The sequence below is a fragment of the Anaeromyxobacter oryzisoli genome, from assembly GCF_022690765.1.
GTDB lineage: Bacteria > Myxococcota > Myxococcia > Myxococcales > Anaeromyxobacteraceae > Anaeromyxobacter > Anaeromyxobacter oryzisoli.
Window position 1 is genome coordinate 19,919 of the sequence record NZ_JALCZA010000041.1, and the last position, 21,824, is coordinate 41,742.

21 protein-coding genes are annotated in these 21,824 nt (G+C 71.0%); 13 read left to right on the forward strand and 8 right to left on the reverse strand.

Annotated elements, in window-relative coordinates:
- Position 1 precedes the first annotated feature (1 nt).
- The 8 genes from MNZ27_RS13900 to MNZ27_RS13935 are packed head-to-tail and all read left to right on the forward strand — an operon-like array spanning position 2 to position 9,972.
- Positions 2-1,141 (forward strand): NADH-quinone oxidoreductase subunit D, encoded by a 1,140-nt coding sequence (locus MNZ27_RS13900; RefSeq protein ID WP_242394682.1) that lies wholly within the window; start codon positions 2-4, stop codon positions 1,139-1,141.
- On the forward strand, positions 1,138-2,523 hold the full coding sequence (locus MNZ27_RS13905) for a complex I subunit 1/NuoH family protein (RefSeq protein WP_242394683.1): 1,386 nt from the start codon (positions 1,138-1,140) through the stop codon (positions 2,521-2,523). The genes MNZ27_RS13900 and MNZ27_RS13905 overlap by 4 nt, the downstream gene beginning before the upstream one ends.
- Positions 2,524-2,537: 14 nt before the next feature.
- Positions 2,538-3,257: a NuoI/complex I 23 kDa subunit family protein gene (locus MNZ27_RS13910; protein WP_242394684.1), complete on the forward strand. Its 720-nt coding sequence runs from the start codon at positions 2,538-2,540 to the stop codon at positions 3,255-3,257.
- An 8-nt stretch (positions 3,258-3,265) separates the two neighbouring features.
- Positions 3,266-3,907, forward strand: a complete 642-nt coding sequence (locus tag MNZ27_RS13915; protein ID WP_242394685.1) for an NADH-quinone oxidoreductase subunit J family protein — start codon at positions 3,266-3,268, stop codon at positions 3,905-3,907.
- A 9-nt stretch (positions 3,908-3,916) separates the two neighbouring features.
- Positions 3,917-4,246, forward strand: coding sequence for an NADH-quinone oxidoreductase subunit NuoK (nuoK, locus tag MNZ27_RS13920; RefSeq protein WP_242394686.1), 330 nt, complete (start codon positions 3,917-3,919; stop codon positions 4,244-4,246).
- A gap of 4 nt (positions 4,247-4,250) precedes the next feature.
- Positions 4,251-6,716: a proton-conducting transporter transmembrane domain-containing protein gene (locus MNZ27_RS13925; protein WP_242394687.1), complete on the forward strand. Its 2,466-nt coding sequence runs from the start codon at positions 4,251-4,253 to the stop codon at positions 6,714-6,716.
- Positions 6,717-6,734: 18 nt separating this feature from the next.
- Complete coding sequence (locus tag MNZ27_RS13930; protein ID WP_242394688.1) at positions 6,735-8,393, forward strand: complex I subunit 4 family protein; 1,659 nt, start codon at positions 6,735-6,737, stop codon at positions 8,391-8,393.
- Positions 8,394-8,406: 13 nt separating this feature from the next.
- Complete coding sequence (locus MNZ27_RS13935) at positions 8,407-9,972, forward strand: NADH-quinone oxidoreductase subunit N (protein ID WP_242394689.1); 1,566 nt, start codon at positions 8,407-8,409, stop codon at positions 9,970-9,972.
- Positions 9,973-10,286: 314 nt separating this feature from the next.
- On the opposite strand, the gene MNZ27_RS13940 is transcribed toward MNZ27_RS13935, so the two are convergent.
- Positions 10,287-11,138: a PHP domain-containing protein gene (locus MNZ27_RS13940; RefSeq protein ID WP_242394690.1), complete on the reverse strand. Its 852-nt coding sequence runs from the start codon at positions 11,136-11,138 to the stop codon at positions 10,287-10,289.
- Positions 11,139-11,224: 86 nt separating this feature from the next.
- On the opposite strand from MNZ27_RS13940, the gene MNZ27_RS13945 reads away from it, so the two are divergent.
- From MNZ27_RS13945 to MNZ27_RS13955, 3 genes are all read left to right on the forward strand, one after another.
- Positions 11,225-11,701: an RrF2 family transcriptional regulator gene (locus MNZ27_RS13945; RefSeq protein ID WP_242394691.1), complete on the forward strand. Its 477-nt coding sequence runs from the start codon at positions 11,225-11,227 to the stop codon at positions 11,699-11,701.
- 67 nt (positions 11,702-11,768) lie between these two features.
- Positions 11,769-12,938 carry a homospermidine biosynthesis protein gene (locus tag MNZ27_RS13950; protein WP_242394692.1) on the forward strand — a complete coding sequence of 390 codons (1,170 nt, stop codon included), beginning with the start codon at positions 11,769-11,771 and terminating at the stop codon, positions 12,936-12,938.
- Positions 12,939-12,950: 12 nt separating this feature from the next.
- Entirely contained in the window at positions 12,951-13,976 is a 1,026-nt protein-coding gene (locus tag MNZ27_RS13955; RefSeq protein WP_242394693.1) for an agmatinase family protein, read from the forward strand.
- Positions 13,977-14,222: 246 nt separating this feature from the next.
- Here MNZ27_RS13955 and MNZ27_RS13960 read toward each other — a convergent pair whose 3' ends face one another.
- The 3 genes from MNZ27_RS13960 to MNZ27_RS13970 are packed head-to-tail and all read right to left on the reverse strand — an operon-like array spanning position 14,223 to position 17,147.
- Entirely contained in the window at positions 14,223-14,939 is a 717-nt protein-coding gene (locus tag MNZ27_RS13960; protein WP_242394694.1) for a CvpA family protein, read from the reverse strand.
- Between the two features lie 6 nt (positions 14,940-14,945).
- A complete protein-coding gene (locus MNZ27_RS13965) occupies positions 14,946-15,509 on the reverse strand; it encodes a J domain-containing protein (protein WP_242394695.1) in 564 nt (187 codons plus the stop codon).
- Positions 15,510-15,536: 27 nt separating this feature from the next.
- A complete protein-coding gene (locus tag MNZ27_RS13970) occupies positions 15,537-17,147 on the reverse strand; it encodes an Hsp70 family protein (protein ID WP_242394696.1) in 1,611 nt (536 codons plus the stop codon).
- Positions 17,148-17,357: 210 nt separating this feature from the next.
- On the opposite strand from MNZ27_RS13970, the gene MNZ27_RS13975 reads away from it, so the two are divergent.
- Positions 17,358-18,203, forward strand: coding sequence for a class II glutamine amidotransferase (locus tag MNZ27_RS13975; RefSeq protein WP_242394697.1), 846 nt, complete (start codon positions 17,358-17,360; stop codon positions 18,201-18,203).
- 21 nt (positions 18,204-18,224) lie between these two features.
- Here the strand turns inward: MNZ27_RS13975 and MNZ27_RS13980 are convergent, their stop codons facing one another.
- The 3 genes from MNZ27_RS13980 to MNZ27_RS13990 form a co-directional block, all read right to left on the reverse strand.
- Complete coding sequence (locus MNZ27_RS13980) at positions 18,225-19,271, reverse strand: deoxyguanosinetriphosphate triphosphohydrolase (RefSeq protein WP_242394698.1); 1,047 nt, start codon at positions 19,269-19,271, stop codon at positions 18,225-18,227.
- Between the two features lie 68 nt (positions 19,272-19,339).
- A complete protein-coding gene (mrtX, locus tag MNZ27_RS13985) occupies positions 19,340-20,095 on the reverse strand; it encodes a myxosortase MrtX (RefSeq protein ID WP_277957941.1) in 756 nt (251 codons plus the stop codon).
- A gap of 107 nt (positions 20,096-20,202) precedes the next feature.
- On the reverse strand, positions 20,203-20,592 hold the full coding sequence (locus tag MNZ27_RS13990) for a response regulator (RefSeq protein ID WP_242394700.1): 390 nt from the start codon (positions 20,590-20,592) through the stop codon (positions 20,203-20,205).
- Positions 20,593-20,619: 27 nt separating this feature from the next.
- Here MNZ27_RS13990 and amrB point away from each other — a divergent pair, with 27 nt between their 5' ends.
- Complete coding sequence (gene amrB / locus MNZ27_RS13995; protein ID WP_242394701.1) at positions 20,620-21,417, forward strand: AmmeMemoRadiSam system protein B; 798 nt, start codon at positions 20,620-20,622, stop codon at positions 21,415-21,417.
- A 181-nt stretch (positions 21,418-21,598) separates the two neighbouring features.
- Here the strand turns inward: amrB and MNZ27_RS14000 are convergent.
- Positions 21,599-21,824, reverse strand: a 226-nt coding sequence (locus tag MNZ27_RS14000; RefSeq protein WP_242394702.1) for a hypothetical protein, incomplete at its 5' end; no start/stop codon positions are given.

Below are 21,824 nucleotides of genomic sequence, written 5' to 3' on the forward strand. Positions count from 1 at the left end.
AATGGACAAGCTCATCCTTCGCCGCGTGGACCAGTCCAACGAGGAGATGATCCTCAACTTCGGTCCGCAGCACCCCTCCACCCACGGCGTCATCAACTTCCTCGTCGAGACGGACGGCGAGGTGCTGAAGCGGGCGATCCCGGACGTCGGCTACCTGCACCGCTCGATCGAGAAGATCGGCGAGATCGTCGGGTACCCCGGGTTCATGCCGTACACGGATCGCGTGGACTACGTGGCGGCCATGTTCGCCAACGAGGGCTACGCGATGGCGGTCGAGCGGCTCCTCAAGCTCGAGGTCCCGGCCCGCGCCCAGTGGCTCCGCGTCATCGCCAACGAGTTCTGCCGCATCGCGTCCCACCTCGTCGGGGTGGGCACGATGACGATGGACATCGGCGCGTTCACGCCGTTCCTCCACGGCGTCCGCGAGCGGGAGGTCATCAACGACCTCATCGAGGCGCTCTGCGGCGCCCGGATGACCTACAACTACCACCGCATCGGCGGCGTCGCGTTCGACCTGCCCGAGGGGTGGCGTGACAAGGCCCTCGCCTTCCTCGACCACTTCGACAAGTTCCTCGGCGAGTTCGACCGGCTCATCTCGTTCAACGAGATCTTCGTGAAGCGCCTCGCCAACGTGGCCGTCATCCCGGGCCCGATGGCGGTGAACTACGGCCTCGTCGGCCCGAACCTCCGCGGCTCCGGCGTGGACTGGGACGTCCGGCGCGACATGCCGTACGGCGCGTACCCGAACTTCAAGTTCGACGTGCCGATCGGCAAGGGCTTCTTCGGCACCACCGGCGACTGCTTCGACCGGTACTACGTCCGCTGCCTGGAGATGGCCCAGTCGTCCCGGATCATCCGCCAGGCGCTCGAGACGCTCCCCGAGGGCGAGATCTCGGCGAAGGTGCCGCGCAACATCAAGCCGGAGGCCGGCGAGGCGCTCGCGCGCGTCGAGAGCGCCCGCGGCGAGATGGCTTACTACGTGGTCTCGGACGGCACGAACAAGGCGTACCGCGTGCGCGTCCGGACCGGCTCCTTCTCGGCCATGTGCATCATCGAGGACGTCTCGCGCGGCCTGATGGTCGCCGACCTGGTCGCCCTCATCTCCTCGCTGGACGTCATCGCCCCGGAGATCGATCGATGAACTCCAAGACCCAGGATCTCTGCGCGGGCTCCGGCAAGACCGCCCGCGGCGTCGTCCTCGCGACGCTCGCCGTCGGGTTCGGCCTGCCGCTGGTGCTGCTCGCCGCCGTGCTGCTGCTCTCCCCGCTCTCGAAGCCCGCGATGCTCATGGCGGCGCTCGGCGCGGCGGGGGTGAACGTCTCCGGCTGGTCGGTCACCGGCCAGTACGTGGCCTGGATCGTGGCGATCGCGGTCCTCGCCCTCATCCTGCTCTCCTTCGGAGCGGTGATCTCCGGCATGACCGTGTGGTGGGAGATGCGCGTCAGCTCCCGCATGCAGAGCCGCGTCGGCTACAACCGCGTGGGCGCGGCCGGCTTCTTCCAGTGGATCGCCGACGCGGTGAAGCTCCTCCTGAAGGAGGACCTCGTCCCGGCGGACGCCGACGCCCTGCTCTTCCGCGCGGCGCCGTACTTCGTCCTCACCGGCTTCGGCCTCGTCTTCGTCGCGCTGCCCTTCGGCGAGAGCCTCATCGCCGCGGACATGAACGTCGGCATCTTCTACATCACGGCGGTCACCGCCCTGATCGTGGTCGGCATCCTGATCGCCGGCTGGTCCTCCAACTCCAAGTGGGCGCTCTTCGGCGGCATGCGATCCGCCGCCCAGGTGATCTCGTACGAGATCCCCTCCGGCCTCGCCGCGATGGTCCCGGTGATGATGTCCGGCACCCTCTCGATGCAGGGGATCATCCGCTCCCAGGGCGCCTGGCCGTGGGAGTGGCACGCGTTCACCAACCCCTTCGCCCTGGCCGCCTTCGCGATCTTCTTCGTCGCCCAGCTCGCCGAGGGCAACCGGACGCCGTTCGACCTCCCCGAGGCCGAGTCGGAGCTCGTCGCCGGCTATCTCTCGGAGTACTCGTCCTTCCGGTTCGCGCTCTTCTTCCTCGTCGAGTTCGGGAACCTCTGGGTGATGTCGGCGATCGCCGTCACGCTCTTCTTCGGCGGCTGGCAGGTGCCCTTCGTCGGCCCCGAGGCGTTCGCCGCTGCGCGTGGGGTCGGTGACCTCCCCGGCGCCGCCTGGTGGGGGCTCCAGATCCTCTCGATGCTCGTCTTCGTCGCGAAGACGCTGGTCGTCCTCAACGTGGTGGTGTGGGTCCGCTGGACGCTGCCCCGCATCCGCGTCGACCAGATGATGACCCTCTGCTGGAAGTACCTCGTCCCCATCGCCTTCGTCGTGTTCGTCGCCACCCTGCTCTGGCAGATGCTGATCGCGCGGCTGCCGGTGTCCGCGACGGTCTCCGGCGCGGTGATGTTCGCCGCCGCGGTGGTGACGGCCCTCCTGTTCTTCCGGCAGACCCGGCAGAACATCTCCGCCGTCGGCGACCGCGTCGACTTCACCAACTGGTAACGGGAGTCGGAACGATGCCTCAGTCCGTCCGCGAGTACACCGGCGCCATCCGGGACACGGTGAAGTCCTTCTGGCACGGGTTGTCGATCACGCTCTCGTACCTCGCCCGCCGCCCGACCACGGTCCAGTACCCGGACCGCACGCCGCTCCCGGTGCGCGACATGCTGCCGCCGCGCTACCGCGGCTTCCTCGAGGTGGACAACACGATCTGCACGGGCTGCCAGGCCTGTGAGCGTGCCTGCCCGATCGGCTGCATCCAGATCACGCTGGAGAAGGACCCGACCAACCCCAAGCAGCGTCTCGTCGCGCAGTTCGACATCGACGAGTCGCGGTGCATGTTCTGCGGTCTCTGCGTCGAGCCCTGCCCGACCGGCGCCATCCAGCACACGCGCGAGTTCGAGGGGACCCACCGCTACATCCGGAACCTGGTGTTCCGCTGGGCCGACCCGATGAACCCGTTCCCCGTGTACAAGGTGGACAAGACCGCCGAGTACTTCCCGCGCGCGCCGCTGGGCTCCCTCGTCCGGCAGCGGCTCGAGACCCTCGCGTGGGATCGGCCCGCGCCGGAGTTCCTGCCGCCCGAGCCGCCCAAGCCCGCCGCCGCGAAGCCGGCCCCGGCGCTGAAGGCCGCTCCCGCTCCCACCGCCGCTGCGCCCGCCGCGAAGCCCGCGGCCGCCGCTCCGGCCGCTGCCGAGGCGCCGAAGGCCCCCGCAGCCAACCCCGAGTCCAAGTGAGGCCGTCGATGGAATCCAAAGGAGGAAAGCTCGTCGCCTGGGCCCTCGCGGCGGTCGCCGTCGTCGCGTTCGTGGTCTACATGGCGACGCAGGTCGTCGGTCCCGCGGCCCGCGGCATGCCGCGCCCGGTGGCCGGCGCGCTCACGCTCCCGGACGTGCTCTTCTACGTCATCGCCGGGTTCACCGTCGTCGGCGCGGCCGGGGTCACGCTCTCGCGGAACATCCTCTACAGCGCCTTCGGGCTGCTGACGGCGCTCCTCGGCGCCGGCGCGCTGTACGTGATGCTCTCCGCCGACTTCGTGGCCGTGGCGCAGCTCCTCGTCTACATCGGCGGCGTCCTGGTGCTCATCCTGTTCGCGGTGATGCTCACCAGCCGCATCTCCGACATCAAGGTCTCGAACACCAGCTTCGGCCTGTTCGGCGGCGTCCTGCTCTTCGTGGCGGCCGCGCCGGTGCTCCTCTCCGTCGCGCTCCTCACCCCGTGGCGCGTGGTCCCGCCGGCGGCGCTCGCCCCGACCGCCGAGGTCATCGGCGACGCCCTCCTGTCCCGCTGGCTCCTGCCGTTCGAGGTCGCGTCGCTCGTCCTGCTGTCGACCCTGATCGGCGCCGTCCTCATCGCCCGCAAGGAGATCAAGGCCGAGGAGGCCTAGGAACCGACCATGCAGATCTCCCTCTCGCACTTCCTCGCCGTCGGCGCGCTCCTCTTCGCCTTCGGCATCGTCACCGTCGCCACGCGGCGGAACGCCGTCGGCGTCCTCATGGGCGTCGAGCTCATCCTCAACGGCGCGAACGTGAACTTCGTCGCCTTCAACCGCTACGTCGGGAGCGCGGGGACGCAGACCTTCGACGCGATCGGCGGCCAGGTCTTCTCCCTCTTCGTCATCGTCCTGGCGGCGGCGGAGGCGGCGGTCGGGCTCGCGATCGTCCTCGCCATCTTCCAGACCTTCAAGTCCATCGACGTCCGCTCCGCGGACTTGATGCGGGAGTAAGTCGATGCACGAGACCGCACGAGAGCTCGGCCAGATCGCCGTGACGCACGCGAGCTACCTCTGGCTCATCCCCTTCTTCCCGATCCTCGGCGCGACGATCAACGCGCTGATCGGGTGGAAGCTCCAGAAGGTCTTCGGCAAGAAGATCGTCCACCGCATCGCCATCACCGCGATGTTCGCGGCGTTCGCGGTGGCGGTCCGGGCCTACTGGCAGCTCCTCCACCTCGATCCCGAGCACCGGTTCCTGCAGGACACGCTCTGGAACCTGCTCACCGCCGGCCGGCTCACGGTGGATCTGTCCTTCGCCCTCGATCCGCTGTCGATGATGATGGTGCTCGTCATCACCGGCATCGGCTCGCTCATCCACGTCTTCTCGATCGGCTACATGGCCGACGAGCCGTCCTACTGGCGGTACTTCAGCTACCTGAACCTGTTCGTCTTCGCGATGTTGCTCCTCGTCATGGGGGACAACTTCGCGGTGATGTTCTTCGGGTGGGAGGGCGTCGGCCTCGCGTCGTACCTGCTCATCTCCTTCTGGCACGCGGACGCCGAGAAGGCGAAGGCCGGCATGAAGGCCTTCGTGGCGAACCGCTTCGGCGACTTCGGCTTCCTCGCCGGCCTGTTCCTCCTCTTCTGGACCCTCGGCGGCACGTGGATGCCCCGCCCGCAGGGCTCGCCGAACCCGCGCTACGGCACGACGGTCGAGCTGCGCGGGCAGGCCGTCGACACGCGCCCGATCGCCTCCGCGGCCAACGCGGCGCAGTCCGCGGCCCTCGCGCCGATGGTGGACGGCGTGAAGGTCGGCCCGACGATGAACTTCCGCGAGCTCCGCGACCAGGTGGTCATCGAGGCCACCGGGGTGAAGGAGCACCTCGTCGGCGCGACGATCTGGGGCATCCCGGTCCTGATGCTCGTCGGGATCCTGCTGTTCGTCGGCGCCATGGGCAAGAGCGCCCAGATCCCCCTCTACGTGTGGCTCCCCGACGCGATGGCGGGCCCGACCCCGGTCTCCGCCCTCATCCACGCCGCGACGATGGTCACCGCCGGCGTCTACATGGTCGCCCGGCTGAACTTCCTCTTTGCGCTCTCGCCGTCGGCGATGGGCTGGGTCGCCCTCATCGGCGCGGTCACGGCGATCTTCGCCGCGTCGATCGGCTTCTTCCAGTACGACATCAAGAAGGTCCTCGCCTACTCGACCGTCTCGCAGCTCGGGTTCATGTTCATCGGCGTCGGCGTCGGCGCGTACTGGGCGGGCGTCTACCACCTCCTCACCCACGCCTTCTTCAAGGCGACGCTGTTCCTCGGGTCCGGCTCGGTGATCCTGGGCTGCCACCACGAGCAGGACATGCGGAAGATGGGCGGGCTGAAGAAGTACATGCCCGTCACCCGGTGGACGTACCTCGCCGCCTGCTGGGCGATCGCCGGCTTCCCCTGGATGAACGGCTTCTACTCGAAGGACGAGATCCTCTGGAAGGCGTTCACCTCGGGTCACCTCGCGCTCTTCGGGCACCCCACCCCGTGGCTCGGCCCCGTCATCTACCTCGTCGGCATCGTCGCCGCGACCGGGACCAGCTTCTACATGTTCCGCAGCTACTACATGACCTTCACCGGCGAGTACCGCGGCGGTGCGGGCCACCACGACGAGCACAACGAGGATCCGCACTCCGCCGGCGCGACGGCGATGTCCGCGGCGTCCGTGAGCGTCCACGCCTCGAACGGCGCCGCCCACCTCGACCACGGCACGCACGGCCACCCGGCGCCGACGGCCGCCCACGCGGTCACCGCGCACGATGACGCGGCGCACGCCGGCGGCCACGGCCACCACGGCGGCACGCCGCACGAGTCGCCCTGGAACATGACCGTGGTCCTCTCGGTCCTCGCGCTCGGCTCCTTCGCGACCCTCTTCATCGGCCTCCCCGCGGCGTGGACGCACCACGCCCCGATCCTCGAGCACTGGCTCGAGCCGGTCCTCACCGCCGAGGTCCCGTTCGTCGAGAAGCCCCACTGGATGGAGTACGCGTTCCAGGGGCTCGGCGTCCTCGCCGGCACGGTGGGCTGGTTCTTCGCGATGCTGCTCTTCAAGGACGGCAAGAGCACCGTCCCGGCGGCCCTCAAGGAGCGGTTCCTCGGGCTCTGGACGGTCGTCTACAACAAGTACTACGTGGACGAGGCCTACGCGCGCGTGGTGTACAAGCCCGCGACGGCGTTCGCCGGCGCCTGCTCCTGGTTCGACTCGAACGTGATCGATCGCGTGGTGCTCCTGGTGGGCGCGATCACGCGGGCCTTCGCCAACCTCGACGGGGCCATCGACAAGTACATCGTGGACGGCGTGGTCAACGCCGTCGCCAACGGCACGGCGGGCCTCGGCCGGTCCCTCCGGACGCTCCAGACCGGCCGCGTCCAGACCTACCTCTACGGCGCGCTCGGGGGCGCGCTCGTGGTGGTCCTGCTCAACTTCCTCATCAAGTAGCACCTGGAGAGCGACGCAATGTTCAACCCCAACACCGTCCTCAGCTGGGCCACGTTCGTGCCGGTCGCCGGCTCGATCCTCATCTGCGCCCTCCTCGTGGTGAAGTTCTTCACCGGTCTGTCGAAGCGGGTGATGGACGACGCCGCGCGGTGGATCGCCCTCCTCGCGAGCGGCATGTCGCTCGCGGCCGCGATCGCCGCCTGGCGGATGTTCGACGCGACCGTCAAGGGGCCGCAGCTCGTCCACCACTTCACGTGGATCCGGGCGTTCAACATCGAGTACTTCGTCGGCGCCGACGGCCTGTCGATCTCGATGGTGCTGCTGTCCGCCCTCATCTCCTTCATCGCGACCATCGCCTCGATGCCGTGGTGGTCGGGGGCGAAGGCGGCCCAGATGGCCGGGATGGTCGACGACGGCCACGACGATCCGCACCACCCGAAGCACTTCTCGGTGCGGATGGTCCCCGGCTACATGGCCATGCTGCTCCTGCTCCAGACCGGCATGATGGGGACCTTCGTCGCCCTCGACATGTTCCTCTTCTACGTGTTCTGGGAGGTCATGCTCCTGCCGATGTACTTCCTCATCGGCATCTGGGGCGGCCCGCGCAAGGAGTACGCGGCGATCAAGTTCTTCCTCTACACCCTGGCCGGCTCCGTGCTGATGCTCCTCGCGATCATCGGCATCTACTACAACAGCCACGCCGAGCTGCTCGCCGACGGCGTCACGATGTCGAGCGGCCACACCTTCAACCTCATCCAGCTCGCGAAGCAGGGCGCGGCCGGGCAGTTCCACGGCCTCACGTTCCTCGGCTTCGACTTCGCCCGGGTCGCCTTCGTGGCCCTCTTCATCGGGTTCGCCATCAAGATCCCGATGTTCCCCTTCCACACCTGGCTGCCCGACGCCCACGTCGAGGCGCCGACGCCCGTCTCCGTCATCCTGGCCGGCGTGCTCCTGAAGATGGGCATCTACGGCATCCTCCGGTTCAACTACGGGATCTTCCCGGACGCGACCGCCTGGGCCGCCAACGCCATCGCCGTCTTCGGGATGATCAACATCATCTACGCCGCGTTCGTCTGCCTCGCGCAGAAGGACCTGAAGAAGCTCATCGCGTACTCCTCCGTCTCGCACATGGGCTTCTCGCTGCTCGGCATGGCGGCGATGACCGAGGCCGGCATCTCCGGCGCGGTGTTCAACCTCTTCACGCACGGCATCATCAGCCCGATGCTGTTCCTCATCGTCGGCGTGATCTACGACCGCGCCCACCACCGCGAGATCGAGAAGTTCGGCGGCCTCGCCACCGAGCTGCCCGAGTACACCGCGATCATGGGCCTCGCCTTCTTCGCGTCCCTCGGCCTGCCGGGCCTCGCCGGCTTCATCTCCGAGTTCATGGTGTTCACGGGCTCGTTCCCGCGGTTCACGCTCTACACGGTCATCTCGGCGACCAGCGTCATCCTCACGGCCGCGTACTACCTGTGGGCGATCCACCGGATGTTCCTCGGCAAGCCGAACCCGGCCTACAAGGGCTACCCGGACCTCAACTGGCGTGAGCGGATCGCGCTCTACCCGCTCGCCGCCATCGCGATCTTCCTCGGGTTCTACCCGCAGGCGATCCTGGGCGTGATCAACGGGACCCTGCACGACCTCATCAAGCCCGCCCTGGCGCTCCTGCAGGGGTAGGCGCGAGACCGTGATGACCCCACTCGTCCAGCAGCTCGATCCGCTCGTCACCCAGAACCTCTGGTCGGCGAGTTGGTTCCGCCCCGAGGCGGTGCTCACCGCCGGGGCGGTCCTCCTCTTCGTCCTCGATCTGTTCTGGCGCAAGAGCCCGCGCCGCGTGGCGTACCTCACCGCGAGCGCCCTCGCGGTCCTCGCCGCGGCGGCCGGGTTCCTCGCCGTGCAGCCCGCGGACGCGCTGTCGCTCTTCAACGGCCTGCTCGCGAACGACGCGTTCGCGAGCTTCTTCAAGTGGCTCTTCCTGGCGGCCGCGGCGCTCGTGGTGATCATCACGGCGTCCGGCAAGGACTTCCCGCCCGCGCGGGTCGGCGAGTTCTACGCCCTGCTCGTCAGCATCGTGCTCGGCCTGTTCATGATGGCGAGCGCCACCGATCTGCTGATGATGTACCTGTCGATCGAGCTCGTCTCGCTCTCGAGCTACGTGCTCGCCGGCTTCAAGAAGGGCGATCGGAAGGCGACCGAGGCCGCGCTGAAGTACGTCATCTACGGCAGCGTCGCGTCCGGGATCATGCTCTTCGGCATGAGCTACCTGTACGGCCTCACCGGCACGACCAACCTCTCCCAGATCGCGACCCAGGTGCAGCAGCTCTCCGCCTCCGGCACCGCCGAGCTGGCCGCGACCCGGATCGCCCTGGTGGTCGCCGCGACGTTCGTCGCGGGAGGCCTCGGCTACAAGATCGCCGCGGTCCCGTTCCACATGTGGTGCCCCGACGTGTACGAGGGCGCGCCCACGCCGTTCACGGCCTTCCTGTCGGTGGGCCCGAAGGCCGCCGGCTTCGCCCTCGCGCTCCGGTTCTTCCTCTCCGCCCTCAGCTTCCCCGCGAACGCGGACGGGCTCGCGCTGCCCATCGGCGACATCCCCTGGCCGGCGGTGATCGGCGTCGTCTCCGCGGTCACCATGACGCTCGGCAACCTCACCGCGCTGCTCCAGACCAACCTGAAGCGGCTCCTCGCGTACTCGTCGATCGCGCACGCGGGCTACATGCTGATGGGGCTCGCGGCGGTCTCCGCCGTGGGGACGCAGAGCGTGATGATCTACATGGCCATCTACCTGGTCATGAACCTCGGCGCGTTCCTCGTGGTGATCCTGGTGGCCCAGGCCACCGGGTCCGAGTCGATCCTCGACTACCGGGGGCTGTCGCGCCGGCAGCCGTTCGCCGCCATCACGTTCGCGATCTTCCTGTTCTCGCTCACGGGCATCCCGCCGTTCGCCGGGTTCATCGGCAAGTGGTACCTGTTCGTGGCGGTCTGGGAGCGGACGGGCGGGCCGCACGGTACGTGGTACGGGGCGCTGCTCGTCATCGCCGCCCTGAACACCGCGATCGCGCTCTTCTACTACGCGCGCGTGATCCGGGCGATGTTCATCGACCCGCCCTACGCGCCGGACGCGAAGCGGATCGTGTCGCCGGTGTCGTGGCAGGTCGTGCTCGGTGCGTGCGCCGCGGCGGTGCTCTTCTTCGGCATCCGTCCTCAGGCCATCATCGACTGGACCCTCTCGTCGCTTCAGCTGTTCAGAGGGTAGCGGGTCCCCTCCTCCCGCCCCTCTCGATGGCCCGGCCGGTTCCGAACCGACCGGGCCATCGTTCATGCGGGGGCCGCGCCCCCGCCCCGTCCACCCTGAGCTCGTCGAAGGGTCGCCGGGCCCCCCTGGCTCCGCGGGGCCCACGCGCGCTGGCGCGCGCTGTCCCGCGGGGAGGGGGCGCCGCCCCTCTACTCCTGCGGATGGGCCCCTCCCCGGCGGAATCCAATCGGCCGTTCAGGCCGAGGCGACACACGCCCTGAAAAGAGAGCGCGAGGCCCAGCAGCGAAGGTCCTCGCGAACCGCGAGCCCTCGTTTCAGGGCCGCCGGGCCTCGAGCCGCGCGAGCGCCTCCGGCGACATGGACACGTCGCCGAGGTGGCGATCGGGCGCGACCGCCTCGCCGTGGAAGTCCGAGCCGGCGGTGGGGACGAGGTCGAGCGCCTCGGCGAGCCGGAGGTACTTCTCCCGGACCGAGGGGTTGTGGTCGGTGTGGTAGACCTCCACCCCTTCCGCGCCCGCCGCCCGGAGCCGCTCGAGGTCGTACCGCTCGAGCCTGGACACGCCCGGGTGGGCCACCGTGGTCGTCCCGCCCGCGCCGCGCACCAGCCGGATCGCCTCCTCCGCCTCGAGCCGGTACCGCGGCACGTACGCCGGTCGCCCCTCGCCGAGGAAGCGATCGAACGCCTCCTTCACGGTGGCGACCGCGCCGAGCTCGACGATCGCCCGGGCGACGTGCGGGCGGCCGATCGTCTTCCCGCCGCTCCACTTCACGATGTCCTCGGTGCGGACGCGGATGCCCATCCCGGCGAGCTTGTCGACCATCTTCCGCATCCGCTCGCGGCGATGATCCGCGAGGAGATCCTCGAACCGCCGCAGGGCCTCGTGCGCTGGGTCGACGAAGTGGCCGAGCAGGTGGATCTCGCGCTGGTCCAGGAAGGCGGAGAGCTCGATCCCGGGCACCAGGCGCAGCCCTAGGCGTTTCGCCGCAGCGGCCCCGTCCTCGAGTCCGGCTACGGTGTCGTGGTCGCACAGCGCCCAGACGCGAACCCCCGCCCGCGCCGCGCGCTCTGCTACTTCGGCGGCCGGATACTGGCCATCGGAGGCCCTGCTGTGCGAGTGCAGATCGATCTTCCCGCCGGTCGGTCCAGCGGTCGCCGCCTCACCCATGTGATACGCACCTCGGTCGTGTTACAGTAACGCAACCCTGTCACAAGCCGCGCCCGGATACAGCCGACGGGCACGAGGAAGGCTCCATGCAGCACGTTCTACGGATCTCGCGCAAGATCGATTACGGCCTGCGGGCCATGATTTACCTCGCCTCCATTCCGCAGGACTCCGTGGTCCCCTTCCGGGAGATCGCCCGGCAGATGGACGTGCCCGAGGACTTCCTCGCCAAGATCCTGAAGACCCTGGTGGACATGGGGCTGGTGAAGTCCACCCGCGGTCCCCACGGCGGCTACGCGCTGGCGCGATCTCCCCTCGACATCAGCTTCCTCGACGTGATCGAGGCGGTCGAGGGCCCGGTGGCGCTGAACGTCTGCCTGGACGGCGAGGACGCGTGCGGCCACTCGACCTCCTGCACGATGGTGTCGGTGTGGCGGCAGGGGCAGGAGCGGATGCTGGACGTATACCGTCAGTCGAAGCTCGCCGAGCTCGCGTTCAAGCCGGCCGACGACGGGCAGATCGGGCTCGTCCAGCTCCAGCTCTCCCCGGCGGCGCGCCCGATCTAGCCGCGCCGTCGCCTCGCGCGCGGCGCCTTGACGGTCCGGTCGCGGACGGTCTAACGTCCGCGCCCTCATGGCCCCGTCTCCCAAGGTTCTCCGCAAGAAGTACCTCGCCCGCCCCCCCGTCGAGCCGATGCGGCTCCGCCCTGGGATGAGCGTCGAGGATCTCGTCGACGTCTACCGGCGCGCCGGCGCCTTCAACGGCGGCCGGCTCGCCGAGGGCTGCGACCTGTTCGGCCGGATGATCGACTCCGGCGCGACCATCGCCCTCACCGTCACCGGCGCGCTCTCGCCCGCCGGCGTCGGCGGCGCGATCCAGGCCATGATCGAGGCCGGGTTCGTGGACCTCGTGGTCTCGACGGGCGCGAACCTGTACCACGACCTCCACTTCGCGCTGAAGCTCCCGGTGGTCCAGGGCCACTTCCAGGTGGACGACAAGGAGCTGTACCGCGCCGGCATCGAGCGCATCTACGACATCTTCATCACCGAGGACTCCCTCCTCGACACCGACGCGTTCGTGCGCGAGGCGCTCGAGAAGGCGCCCCCGGAGCTGCGCGGCCGCATCTCCACGCCGCAGCTCCACCACTACCTCGGCCAGCTCGTGAACCAGCAGGCGCCGCTGCCGCAGAAGAGCTGGCTCGCCACCGCCGCCCGGTACGACGTCCCGGTGTTCACCTCGTCTCCCGGCGACTCGTCCATCGGCATGAACGTGGCCGCGATGAAGCTCCGCGGCGGCGAGACGACGATCGACCCGGACCTCGACGTGCTCCAGTCCACCGCGATCGTCTACGACGCCGACGTGAACGGCGTCGTCATCCTGGGCGGCGGCTCGCCCAAGAACTTCTACATGCAGACGCAGCCGACGCTCTGGCAGATCCTCGACCTGAACCGGGGCGGCCACGAGTACATGCTGCAGATCACCACCGACTCGCCGCAGTGGGGCGGCCTCTCCGGCGCGACGCCGTCCGAGGCGATCAGCTGGGGCAAGATCCAGGCGAACATGCAGCGGAACCACGTGGTCGTGTACTCCGACACGACCATCGCAACGCCGCTCATCTTCGCGTACGCCCTCGCCACCCGGAAGAAGCGCAAGCCGAAGCGGCTCTTCCAGCGGCTGCCGGACATGTACGAGGCGCTGCGGAAGGCGCACCTCAAGAAGCACCCGGGCTCGGGCGCGCTCGAGGAGATGAAGGAGTCCGGGAAGACGCAGCCCGTTCGCGCCCGCGCGAAGGCGCGGCGCTAGCGCCTCGCCGCCATGCCCTTCGACCCCTCCGCCGCGGCGCTCCCCGACTCCGGCGTGTTCGGGCTGCCGCACTCCGCCGAGGAGGCGGCGGTCGTCCTCGTCCCGGTCCCCTTCGAGGCGACCACGTCCTACGGCGGCGGCGCCGCGCGCGGGCCGGAGGCGATCCGCGCGGCGAGCCGCCAGGTCGATCTCTTCGACGTGGAGACCGGGCGCCCGTACGAGGCCGGGATCCACATGCTCCCCTCCCCCGAGGAGATCGCCCGGCTCGACCGCGCGGCGCGCGCGGCGGCGGCGCCGGTCATCGAGGCCGGCGGGATCGTCCCCGGCCGCCCCGAGCTCGCCCGCGCCGCCCAGGAGGTCGATCGGGCCTGCGAGCGCGTGAACGCGTGGGTCGAGGAGCAGGTCTCGGGGCTGCTCGCGCGGGGGAAGCAGGTGGGGGTCGTCGGCGGCGATCACTCGGTCGCCTTCGGCGCGGTCGCCGCCCACGCGCGTCGCCACCCCGGGCTCGGCGTGCTCCACGTGGACGCCCACGCGGACCTCCGCGTCGCCTTCGAGGGGTTCACCTACAGCCACGCGTCCGTGCTCTACAACGTCGCGGAGCGCCTGCCCGAGGTCGCGCGGATCGTGCAGGTCGGCGTCCGGGACCTCTCCGAGGAGGAGCACGCCTACGCCGCCTCCTCGGGCGGGCGCATCGTCCAGCACGCGGACGCCGAGCTCGCCCGCGCCCGCTTCGAGGGCGAGCGCTGGGCGGACCGCGTCGCGCGGATCGTCGAGCCCCTCCCGCGCGACGTCTACGTGACCTTCGACATCGACGGGCTCGACCCGACCCTCTGCCCGCACACCGGCACGCCGGTGCCGGGCGGCCTCTCCTTCCAGGAGGCCGCCTACCTCGTCGGCGCCGTCGTGCGGAGCGGCCGGCGGCTGGTGGGGTTCGATCTGGTCGAGGTCGCGCCCGACCCCGGCGGCGGGGAGTGGGACGGCAACGTCGGCGCCCGGCTCCTCTACAAGCTCGTCGGGTGGATGCGCCAGGGGCGGTGAGGCGGGCGCATTCGCGCCTCGGAACACGCACGACACGCCTCCCCATCGGCCCCGCGGACCGTGCCCGTCACCGTCACCGGCTTCTCCGTGAACCGTGAACCGCTTCCCCTCGCCCGTGGCCCGATGCCCGACGGATTCCCGGGCCAGGGGACACGGGAAGCGGGATACGGGCACGGGGATCGGTGACGCCACACGGTCACGGGCACGGGAGACCTCGACACCCGGGGCGTCCCGGCGCCTCTTCGTTCACTCCTCGCCCCGCTCGCGCTCCGCGGCGCGGGCCCGGATCCGCTCCACGAGCCGCGCCACCTCGGGATCCTCGAGCGCCCGCTCGAGCTCCGCCGGGGCCGGCTCGCGGTCGCCGTCCACGAAGGCGCGGACGCGCGGGTCCTCGAGCAGCCGGCGCGTCTCCGGATCGCGCGCCAGCTCGCCCGCCCGCTCCGCCTGGCGGGCCGCGCGGAGCGCGCGCTCCAGGGCGCGGACGCCCTCCGGGTCGATCCGGACGAGCAGGTTGTGCTCGCGGGCCAGCGCCGCGAGATCGCTCCGCGCGAGCGCGCGGCCGAGCCCGGCCCCCCCGGGGAGCGCGCGGCCGGCGAGGAGCGCGGCGGAGAGGAGGACCCAGATCGCGAGCGCGCCCTTCACGCCTCCGAGCAGCGCGCCCACCCCGCGGTCCGCCGGGCCCCGCACCACGCGCGAGAGGTCGGTCGCGCGCAGGGCGACCGCGCCGGCGAGGGTCGCCAGCGCGGAGATCCCGACGAAGAGCAGCACGGCCGCGCCCGCGCGCGCGAGCGGCGCCGGGACCGAGCGGGCGAAGCCGTCGGCGACCGACGGCCCGAGATGTCGCGCCGCGAGCCAGCCGAGGACCGCGGCCGCGAGCTGCACGCCCTGGCGCAGCGCGCCGCTCGCCGCGCCGAGGGCGGCGGCGCCGGCGAGGAGGGCGAGCGCGAGGAGGTCGAGCGACACGCGCCCCTACCTGATCCGGTAGTCGCCCCTGGGGCGGCGCTTCTCGACCTCGACCGCGACCGCGGCGAGCTGCTCCTTGAACCTGGCGTTCGCCGGCTCGTACATGAGCGCGCTCTTCAGGGACCGCTCGGCCGCCTCCCACCGCCCCTGCTGGATCTCGGCGAGCGCGGCGGCGTAGAACTTCCGCCCGTTCGGCGTCAGGCCGAACTGCTCCTCCAGCTTCCGCTTCTGCTCCTCCTTCACCTGGACCTCCTCGGCCTCGGTGAAGCGGAGCTTGCGCGCGCGCTCGGGGCCGGTGACGTCCGCGAGGTAGCGCTCGCGCTTGTGGTCGTCGCGGAGGACCGTGTACGCCTCGTTGATGCGCCGGTAGACGCGGCCCACGAGCTCCCGCAGCTCGGCGCTCGCGACCGCCGCGTAGCGATCCGGGTGGTACACGCGCGACTCCCGGTAGTAGGCGGCCTTGATCTCCGCCGGCGTGGCGGTCTGGGGGATCTTGAGGATCCCGAAGTAGTCGAGCTGATCGAGCGCCCCGGCGAGCGCCTCCACCTCGATGAGGAACTGGGCGTCCACGTTGGTCCTCCGGAGGGTCCCCGCGCGTCAGGCGGCGCGCGCCCCGCGCGCCAGCTCGATCCCCGCGTTGTCGTCGATCGCCTTCTGCAGATCGCCCGCGGAGAGGCCGGACGACAGGCTGATGGTCGTCGAGGTCTTCTGGCCCGAGTCCAGGTCGGTGGCCGCGACGTTCACGATGCCGTTCGAGTCGATCTCGAACGTGACCTGGATCTGCACCTCGCCCCGGTAGCCGATCCGGAACCCGGTGAACTCGAACTCGCCGAGCAGCTCGCAGCCGTCGGCGCGGTTCGACTCGCCCTGGTACACGCGGATCCGCACCCGGTCCTGGCCGTCGCGGCTGGTGGTGAAGGTCTTCGACTTCTCGATGGGGATGGGGGTGTTCTTGTCGATGATCTTCTCGGTGAAGCCCCCCACCGTCCCGACGCGGAGCGACAGCGGCGTCACGTCGAGCAGGTAGCTCGCCTGGCCCGCGTCCGGCGCGGTCGTCGAGAGGAGCGCGCTCGCCTGGATCGAGGCGCCGAGGGCGACGACCTCGTCCGGATCGACGCCGGTCATCGGCTCCTTCTGGAAGTAGTGCCGGACGCTGCTCCGGATGATGGGGAGCCGGGTCGGGCCGCCCACCAGGATCACCGCGTCGATGTCCGAGGCCGTCAGGCGCGCGGACTGGAGCGCCTCGTCGCAGACCTTGAAGGTCCGCTGCACGAGGTCCATCACCATCCGGTTGAACTGGTCCTGGGTGAGCTTCTGGGCGAGGTCGATCACCTCGCCCTCCGGCGACTGGCAGATCCCCGGCACCAGGACGTCGGCGACCCCGTCGCGGCCGACCTCGATCTTGGCGCGCTCGCCCGCCTCCTTGAGCATCTGGAGGCAGTACTTGTTCTGGCGGAGGTCGAGCCCGTGCCTCGCGAGGAAGTCGTCCGCGAGCCAGGTCATGATCCGGTCGTCGAAGTCGTCGCCGCCGAGGTACGTGTCTCCGGCGGTGGAGAGCACCTCGAACACGTCCTTGCCGATCTCGAGGATCGACACGTCGAACGTGCCGCCGCCGAGGTCGTACACGCAGATCTTCTGGTTGATGTCCTTGCCGAAGCCGTACGCGAGCGCGGCCGCCGTGGGCTCGTTGATGATCCGCAGCACCTCGAGGCCGGCGATCTTGCCCGCGTCCTTGGTGGCCTGGCGCTGGTTGTCGTTGAAGTAGGCCGGGCAGGTGACGACCGCCTTCGTCACCTCGCGCCCGAGCGCGGTCTCCGCGACCGCCTTCATCTCCTTGAGCACGAGGGCGGAGATCTCCGGGATCGCGAGGACCCGGTCCCGCACGGCGACGCGGACCGAGTTGCCCGGGCCCTCGACGATCCGGTACGGCATCACCGCCTGGGCCTTCTTCACCTCGTCGGAGAAGTAGAAGCGGCCGATGAGGCGCTTCGCCGAGTACACGGTGTTCTCGGCGTTGGTGATGATGTTCTTCTTGGCGCCGTTCCCGACGAGGACGGTGCCGTCCTCCTGGAAGGACACCACGGAGGCGTGCGTCCGCTCTCCCCACTCGTTCGGGAGCACGGAGGGGGCCTCCCCCGTTGCGAGGACGGCGCCCACGCAGCTGTAGCTCGTACCGAGGTCGATTCCGACGGCGATGTCGTCGCTCATGGAGGTCGCGTCTCCCAGCGGTTCCGCCGGGTTAGGGCGCATCTTAGCACAGGGCGACCGTGTCGGGACGCTGTCAAACCACGGGTTCACCCGGTCCGCGCGCACCCGCGGTGCTCCGCTCGAAGAGGGGGGCGTGTCCGCGCCGCCGCCGGCCGTTATTACTTCCTCGGTGGCCAAGCTCCTCGACCCGGACCACCGAGGAAGGATGACATGGGTGCGCTCGTCGCGATCCTCCAGAGCGATCCCAACCTGCTCCGCTGCCAGATCGACCGGCTGAAGGGCCACGTGTCCCTCCAGGACGGCGACGCGGCCCCCGACGCGTACGGGTTCGGCTACTACCACGGCGGAAACGTGCTGCTCGGGAAGCGCCCCACCGGCGCGCCGCACCCGCTCTCGCTGCCGGAGCTGGTGGGGCGCGTGGACTCGGAGGCGCTCGTCGTCCACGCGCGGCGCGCGGCCGCCGGCACCGCGAAGGACGAGAACACGCAGCCCTTCCGCTACCGGAAGTGGGTCTTCGCGCACGACGGCGCGATCGAGGCGTTCGACCGGGTTCGCCCGAAGCTCGTCGCCGCCCTCCCGGACCACCTGCGCCGCGCCATCATGGGCGACACCGACTCGGAGGCGGCGTTCATGCTCTTCGCGAAGCACCTCCGGGACGAGAACGCGGTGGACGATCTCGAGCTCGAGGCGGCGACCGCGGGCCGCGCCCTCGCCCGGACGGTCCGGGACCTCGAGGCCTTCAGCCGCGACGTCGGCGCGCAGCGCCCGTCGCGCCTCGACTTCGTCGCGACGAACGGCCGGGTGCTGGCCGCCACGCGGCGCGGCGGGCCGCTGTTCTACGCCCTGCTCGAGGGGATCGTGCCGTGCGCGCTGGACGGGATCACGCTCGCGACGCCGGAGAGCGATCCCCGGGTCCGCCCGCATCGGATCGTGAAGGCGGTCTGCTTCGCGTCGCGGATCACCGCCCCGAACGGCTTCATCGAGGTGCCGGAGGGCAGCGTCGTCTCGGTGAGCCGGAGGCTGCAGGTCTCGGTGTCGCCGCTGAACGCGGCGTGAGGCGGGCCTCGGGCCTGCTCCTCACAGCCCCCACGGCCGCGGGACGAACAGCTCCTCCCAGGTCGCGAGGGCGAACCGGTCGGTCATCCCGGAGATCCAGTCCACCACCGCCCGCTCGAGCGGCTCGCCGTCGCGCGGCGCGATCCCGTGGCGGGCGGCGAGGCGCGCGGGATCCTCGAGGCACCAGCCCCACAGGTCGCGCAGGATCCGCTGCGCCTTCACGAACTCGTCGTGGACCACGGGGTTCTCGTAGACGCGGGTGTAGAGGAAGTCGCGGAGCGCGAGCAGCGCGCCGTGCACGTCCGGCGACATCTCGATGTGCCCGCCGCCGTCGAGGTCCGACGCGCCGATCACGTCGTGGACGAGGGTGGTGAACCGCGCGGACCGGCTGTCGCCGAGCACGCGCCGGATGCCCGCGGGCACGTCCCCCTCGCCGAAGAGGCCGGCGCGGATCGCGTCGTCCAGGTCGTGGTTCACGTAGGCCACGATGTCCGCGATCCGGACGATCTCCGCCTCGAGCGTGAGCGCCTTCTGGCCGGTGCCCTCGAGCAGGACCTCCCCCCTGCCCTTCGAGTGGCGGAGGATCCCGTCGCGCACCTCGACGGTGAGGTTCAGCCCCTGGCCGTCCCGCTCGAGCACCTCGACGACGCGCACCGACTGGACCACGTGGTGGAAGCCGCCGGGGGACACCTGATCGAGGAGCCGCTCGCCGGCGTGGCCGAACGGCGTGTGGCCGAGGTCGTGCCCCATCACCATCGCCTCGACCAGCATCTCGTTGAGGCGCAGCGCCCGGGCGATGGAGCGCGCGACCTGCGCCACCTCGAGCGTGTGCGTGAGCCGCGTCCGGTAGTGATCGCCGCGGGGCGCGAGGAAGACCTGGGTCTTGCCGGCGAGCCGGCGGAACGCCTTGCAGTGGATGAGGCGATCGCGGTCGCGCTGGAAGGACGGGCGCTCGGGATCCGGCGCCTCCGGCCGCTCCCGCCCGCGGCTCGCCGCGGAGCGCGCCGCGCGGGGGTGCTGGATCCGCTCCTCCAGCTCCTCGAGCATCTCCCGGATCGATCCGCCCATCGCAGGCCTCGTCCGCGCGCGGCCGCCGCGCGCCCTCGCGGTACCACTACCGCCCGGCCCCCGGGCTGTCATCGGTAGAAGCTCGCCTCGAGCGTCGCGATGAAGAGGTTCGACAGGGCGTGCACCACGATGGGGGCGACGAGGCCGCCGGTCCGCTCGCGGACCCACCCGAAGAGCAGGCCAGGGAAGAACGTGGCGAGCCGCCAGGGCACGGGGTTCGCGGGGAGGTGCCCCACCGCGAAGAGGACCTGGGTCCAGAGGAAGCCCGGCCCGAGGCGAGCGCCGAGGATCCGGACCCCGGCGCCGGGCGCGCTCCGGGCCCAGGACGTCTGCATCCACCCTCGGTAGAAGAGCTCCTCCGGGAGCGCGACGACGAGCACCTGGACGGCGGCCCGCACCGCCAGATCCGGGGGCAGGCGGAGCGCGAGGCGCGGCGTGCCGCCGTACGGCGCGAGCGCGGACGAGAGGCCGGCCGGCAGGTGCGGCAGGAGCACGGAGTAGCCCCAGAAGGCCGCGGCGAACGGCGGGAAGATCACCGCGCAGACGAGCAGGCCGTCGCGGACGCCGCGCCCCCACGCCCGCCACGTGCGACGATCGGCGAGGCCGTCCCAGGGGAACCCGTAGCGATCCCAGCCCTCGTGACGGACGCGGAGCCGGCCGTCCGGGAGGGCGATGAAGACGAAGGCGGCGACCCCCGCGAGGTTCGCCCGCAACCAGGGGATCCCCTGCGCGATCGCCGCCGCCACGGCGAGCCAGAGCACGGCCTTCGCCCAGGTCCACACGAGCACGCGCGGAGGATCCGCCGGGCCGGCCGGCGACGTCATCGAGGCGAGGGGGCTGGGCTCGGCCACGCCCCCGCTTCGCACGGGCCGCGGCGCGCGTCAACGGCAGGTCCCGGTGAGGTGCCCGCAGGGCGGGCGCTCGCCTCGCGCTAACCTTCGGCCGGCGCGGCGCCGACGGCCTTCGCGACCATGGACACGGCGTTCGCGGGGTCGAACGGCTTCTTCAGGATCTCGTCCGCCCCGAGCCTGCGGTACATGTCCATCTCGCGGTCGCTGATGCGCGACGACATGAGCACGAGGTACGTCTTCTTCCAGTGCGGGTGCGCCTTCACCAACCGGCACACGTCCGCCCCGTTCAGCTTGGGCATGTAGACGTCGAGCAGGAGCGCGTCGGGATCCGACGTCGCCATCCTCCGGAAGACCTCCTCCCCGTCCCCGGCGGAGACCGCCTCGTAGCCTGCCTCCTCGAAGGCAGACCGGAGGGCGTCGATGACGGCCGGCGAGTCGTCGACGATGAGGACCGTCTTCCGGGGCGACATCTTGCCCTGCGTTATACTCCAACCGCCATGGTCCGTGAACCGGCGGTGGCGGGCAGCTTCTACGCGGGCGCGGCCCCCGCGCTCGCGGCGCAGGTGGACGGCTTCCTCATGGGCGGCGCGCCGCGCGCGCCGGCGCTGGGCATCGTGGCGCCGCACGCCGGGTACGTCTACTCCGGGGCGGTCGCCGGGGCGGTCTACGAGCGAGTGGACGTCCCCGCCCGCGTCCTCGTCCTCGGCCCGAACCACACCGGGCTCGGCCGCGCGCGCGCGGCGCTGTTCCCCGGCGGGGCCTGGCGAACGCCGCTCGGCGAGGTGGCGATCGATCCCGGCCTCACCGCGGCGCTCGCCGCGGCGCCGGGCGTGGCTCCCGACCCGCTCGCCCACCTCCGGGAGCACGCGCTCGAGGTCCAGGTCCCGTTCCTCCAGCGAGCCCGCCCGGGCGTCTCGATCGCCGCGCTGTGCCTCGCGCACCTGCCGTACGACGCGTGCGAGGCCCTCGGACGCGCCGTCGCCGACGCGGTCCGGAAGGCGGGCGCGCTCGTCGTCGCGTCGTCGGACATGAGCCACTACGTCCCGGCGGACGTCGCCCGCGCCGCGGACCAGCGCGCCATCGACCGGATCCTCGCCCTCGACCCGGCGGGGCTGTACGCCGTGGTCCACGACGAGGAGATCTCGATGTGCGGGATCATCCCGGCCACGGTGATGCTCGTCGCCGCGCGCGCGCTCGGCGCCACCCGGGCCGAGCTGGTGCGCTACGCGAGCTCGGGCGACGTCACCGGCGACCGCTCGAGCGTGGTGGGCTACGCCGGGATCGTCGTGGCCTAGTACCGCGCGTCAGTGGTTGCGAGCCGGAGCCTCACGCGCGGTACGCGGGTGGGGGTTCGGGGGAGGCGGCGCTCCGCCTCCCCCGGTAGGGCTCCGCGGGGAGGGCCCAGGCCTTGCGGCTCTTCTGCAAGGCCTGGAGTCTTCCCCGCGAAGTACTGCGGAGCACATCGAGTCAGCTGGTTCATGAGCTGTGCGGAGCAGTACTGCGCCCGCGCCCGCGCCGGAGCGCGAGCGCGAGCAGGGCGAGCAGCGTGGTCCCGGCGAAACCCGGGCCGCTCGCGCAGCCGCCGCTCTTCTTCGCCGCGGGGATGCAGGCCGCGCCGGCCCCGCTCGCGGCCGCGACCGCCGTCGCGCTCGCGGGCTCCGGCGCCCCGAGGGCGCCCGGCGCGAGGCTCGCCGCCGCCGGC

Coding starts and splice junctions, on each gene's coding strand:
- MNZ27_RS13900 (WP_242394682.1), top strand. CDS start 2: ATGGACAAGCTCATCCTTCGCCGCGTGGACCAGTCCAACGAGGAGATG.
- MNZ27_RS13905 (WP_242394683.1), top strand. CDS start 1,138: ATGAACTCCAAGACCCAGGATCTCTGCGCGGGCTCCGGCAAGACCGCC.
- MNZ27_RS13910 (WP_242394684.1), top strand. CDS start 2,538: ATGCCTCAGTCCGTCCGCGAGTACACCGGCGCCATCCGGGACACGGTG.
- MNZ27_RS13915 (WP_242394685.1), top strand. CDS start 3,266: ATGGAATCCAAAGGAGGAAAGCTCGTCGCCTGGGCCCTCGCGGCGGTC.
- nuoK (WP_242394686.1), top strand. CDS start 3,917: ATGCAGATCTCCCTCTCGCACTTCCTCGCCGTCGGCGCGCTCCTCTTC.
- MNZ27_RS13925 (WP_242394687.1), top strand. CDS start 4,251: ATGCACGAGACCGCACGAGAGCTCGGCCAGATCGCCGTGACGCACGCG.
- MNZ27_RS13930 (WP_242394688.1), top strand. CDS start 6,735: ATGTTCAACCCCAACACCGTCCTCAGCTGGGCCACGTTCGTGCCGGTC.
- MNZ27_RS13935 (WP_242394689.1), top strand. CDS start 8,407: ATGACCCCACTCGTCCAGCAGCTCGATCCGCTCGTCACCCAGAACCTC.
- MNZ27_RS13940 (WP_242394690.1), bottom strand. CDS start 11,138: ATGGGTGAGGCGGCGACCGCTGGACCGACCGGCGGGAAGATCGATCTG.
- MNZ27_RS13945 (WP_242394691.1), top strand. CDS start 11,225: ATGCAGCACGTTCTACGGATCTCGCGCAAGATCGATTACGGCCTGCGG.
- MNZ27_RS13950 (WP_242394692.1), top strand. CDS start 11,769: ATGGCCCCGTCTCCCAAGGTTCTCCGCAAGAAGTACCTCGCCCGCCCC.
- MNZ27_RS13955 (WP_242394693.1), top strand. CDS start 12,951: ATGCCCTTCGACCCCTCCGCCGCGGCGCTCCCCGACTCCGGCGTGTTC.
- MNZ27_RS13970 (WP_242394696.1), bottom strand. CDS start 17,147: ATGAGCGACGACATCGCCGTCGGAATCGACCTCGGTACGAGCTACAGC.
- MNZ27_RS13975 (WP_242394697.1), top strand. CDS start 17,358: ATGGGTGCGCTCGTCGCGATCCTCCAGAGCGATCCCAACCTGCTCCGC.
- MNZ27_RS13980 (WP_242394698.1), bottom strand. CDS start 19,271: ATGGGCGGATCGATCCGGGAGATGCTCGAGGAGCTGGAGGAGCGGATC.
- mrtX (WP_277957941.1), bottom strand. CDS start 20,095: ATGACGTCGCCGGCCGGCCCGGCGGATCCTCCGCGCGTGCTCGTGTGG.
- MNZ27_RS13990 (WP_242394700.1), bottom strand. CDS start 20,592: ATGTCGCCCCGGAAGACGGTCCTCATCGTCGACGACTCGCCGGCCGTC.
- amrB (WP_242394701.1), top strand. CDS start 20,620: ATGGTCCGTGAACCGGCGGTGGCGGGCAGCTTCTACGCGGGCGCGGCC.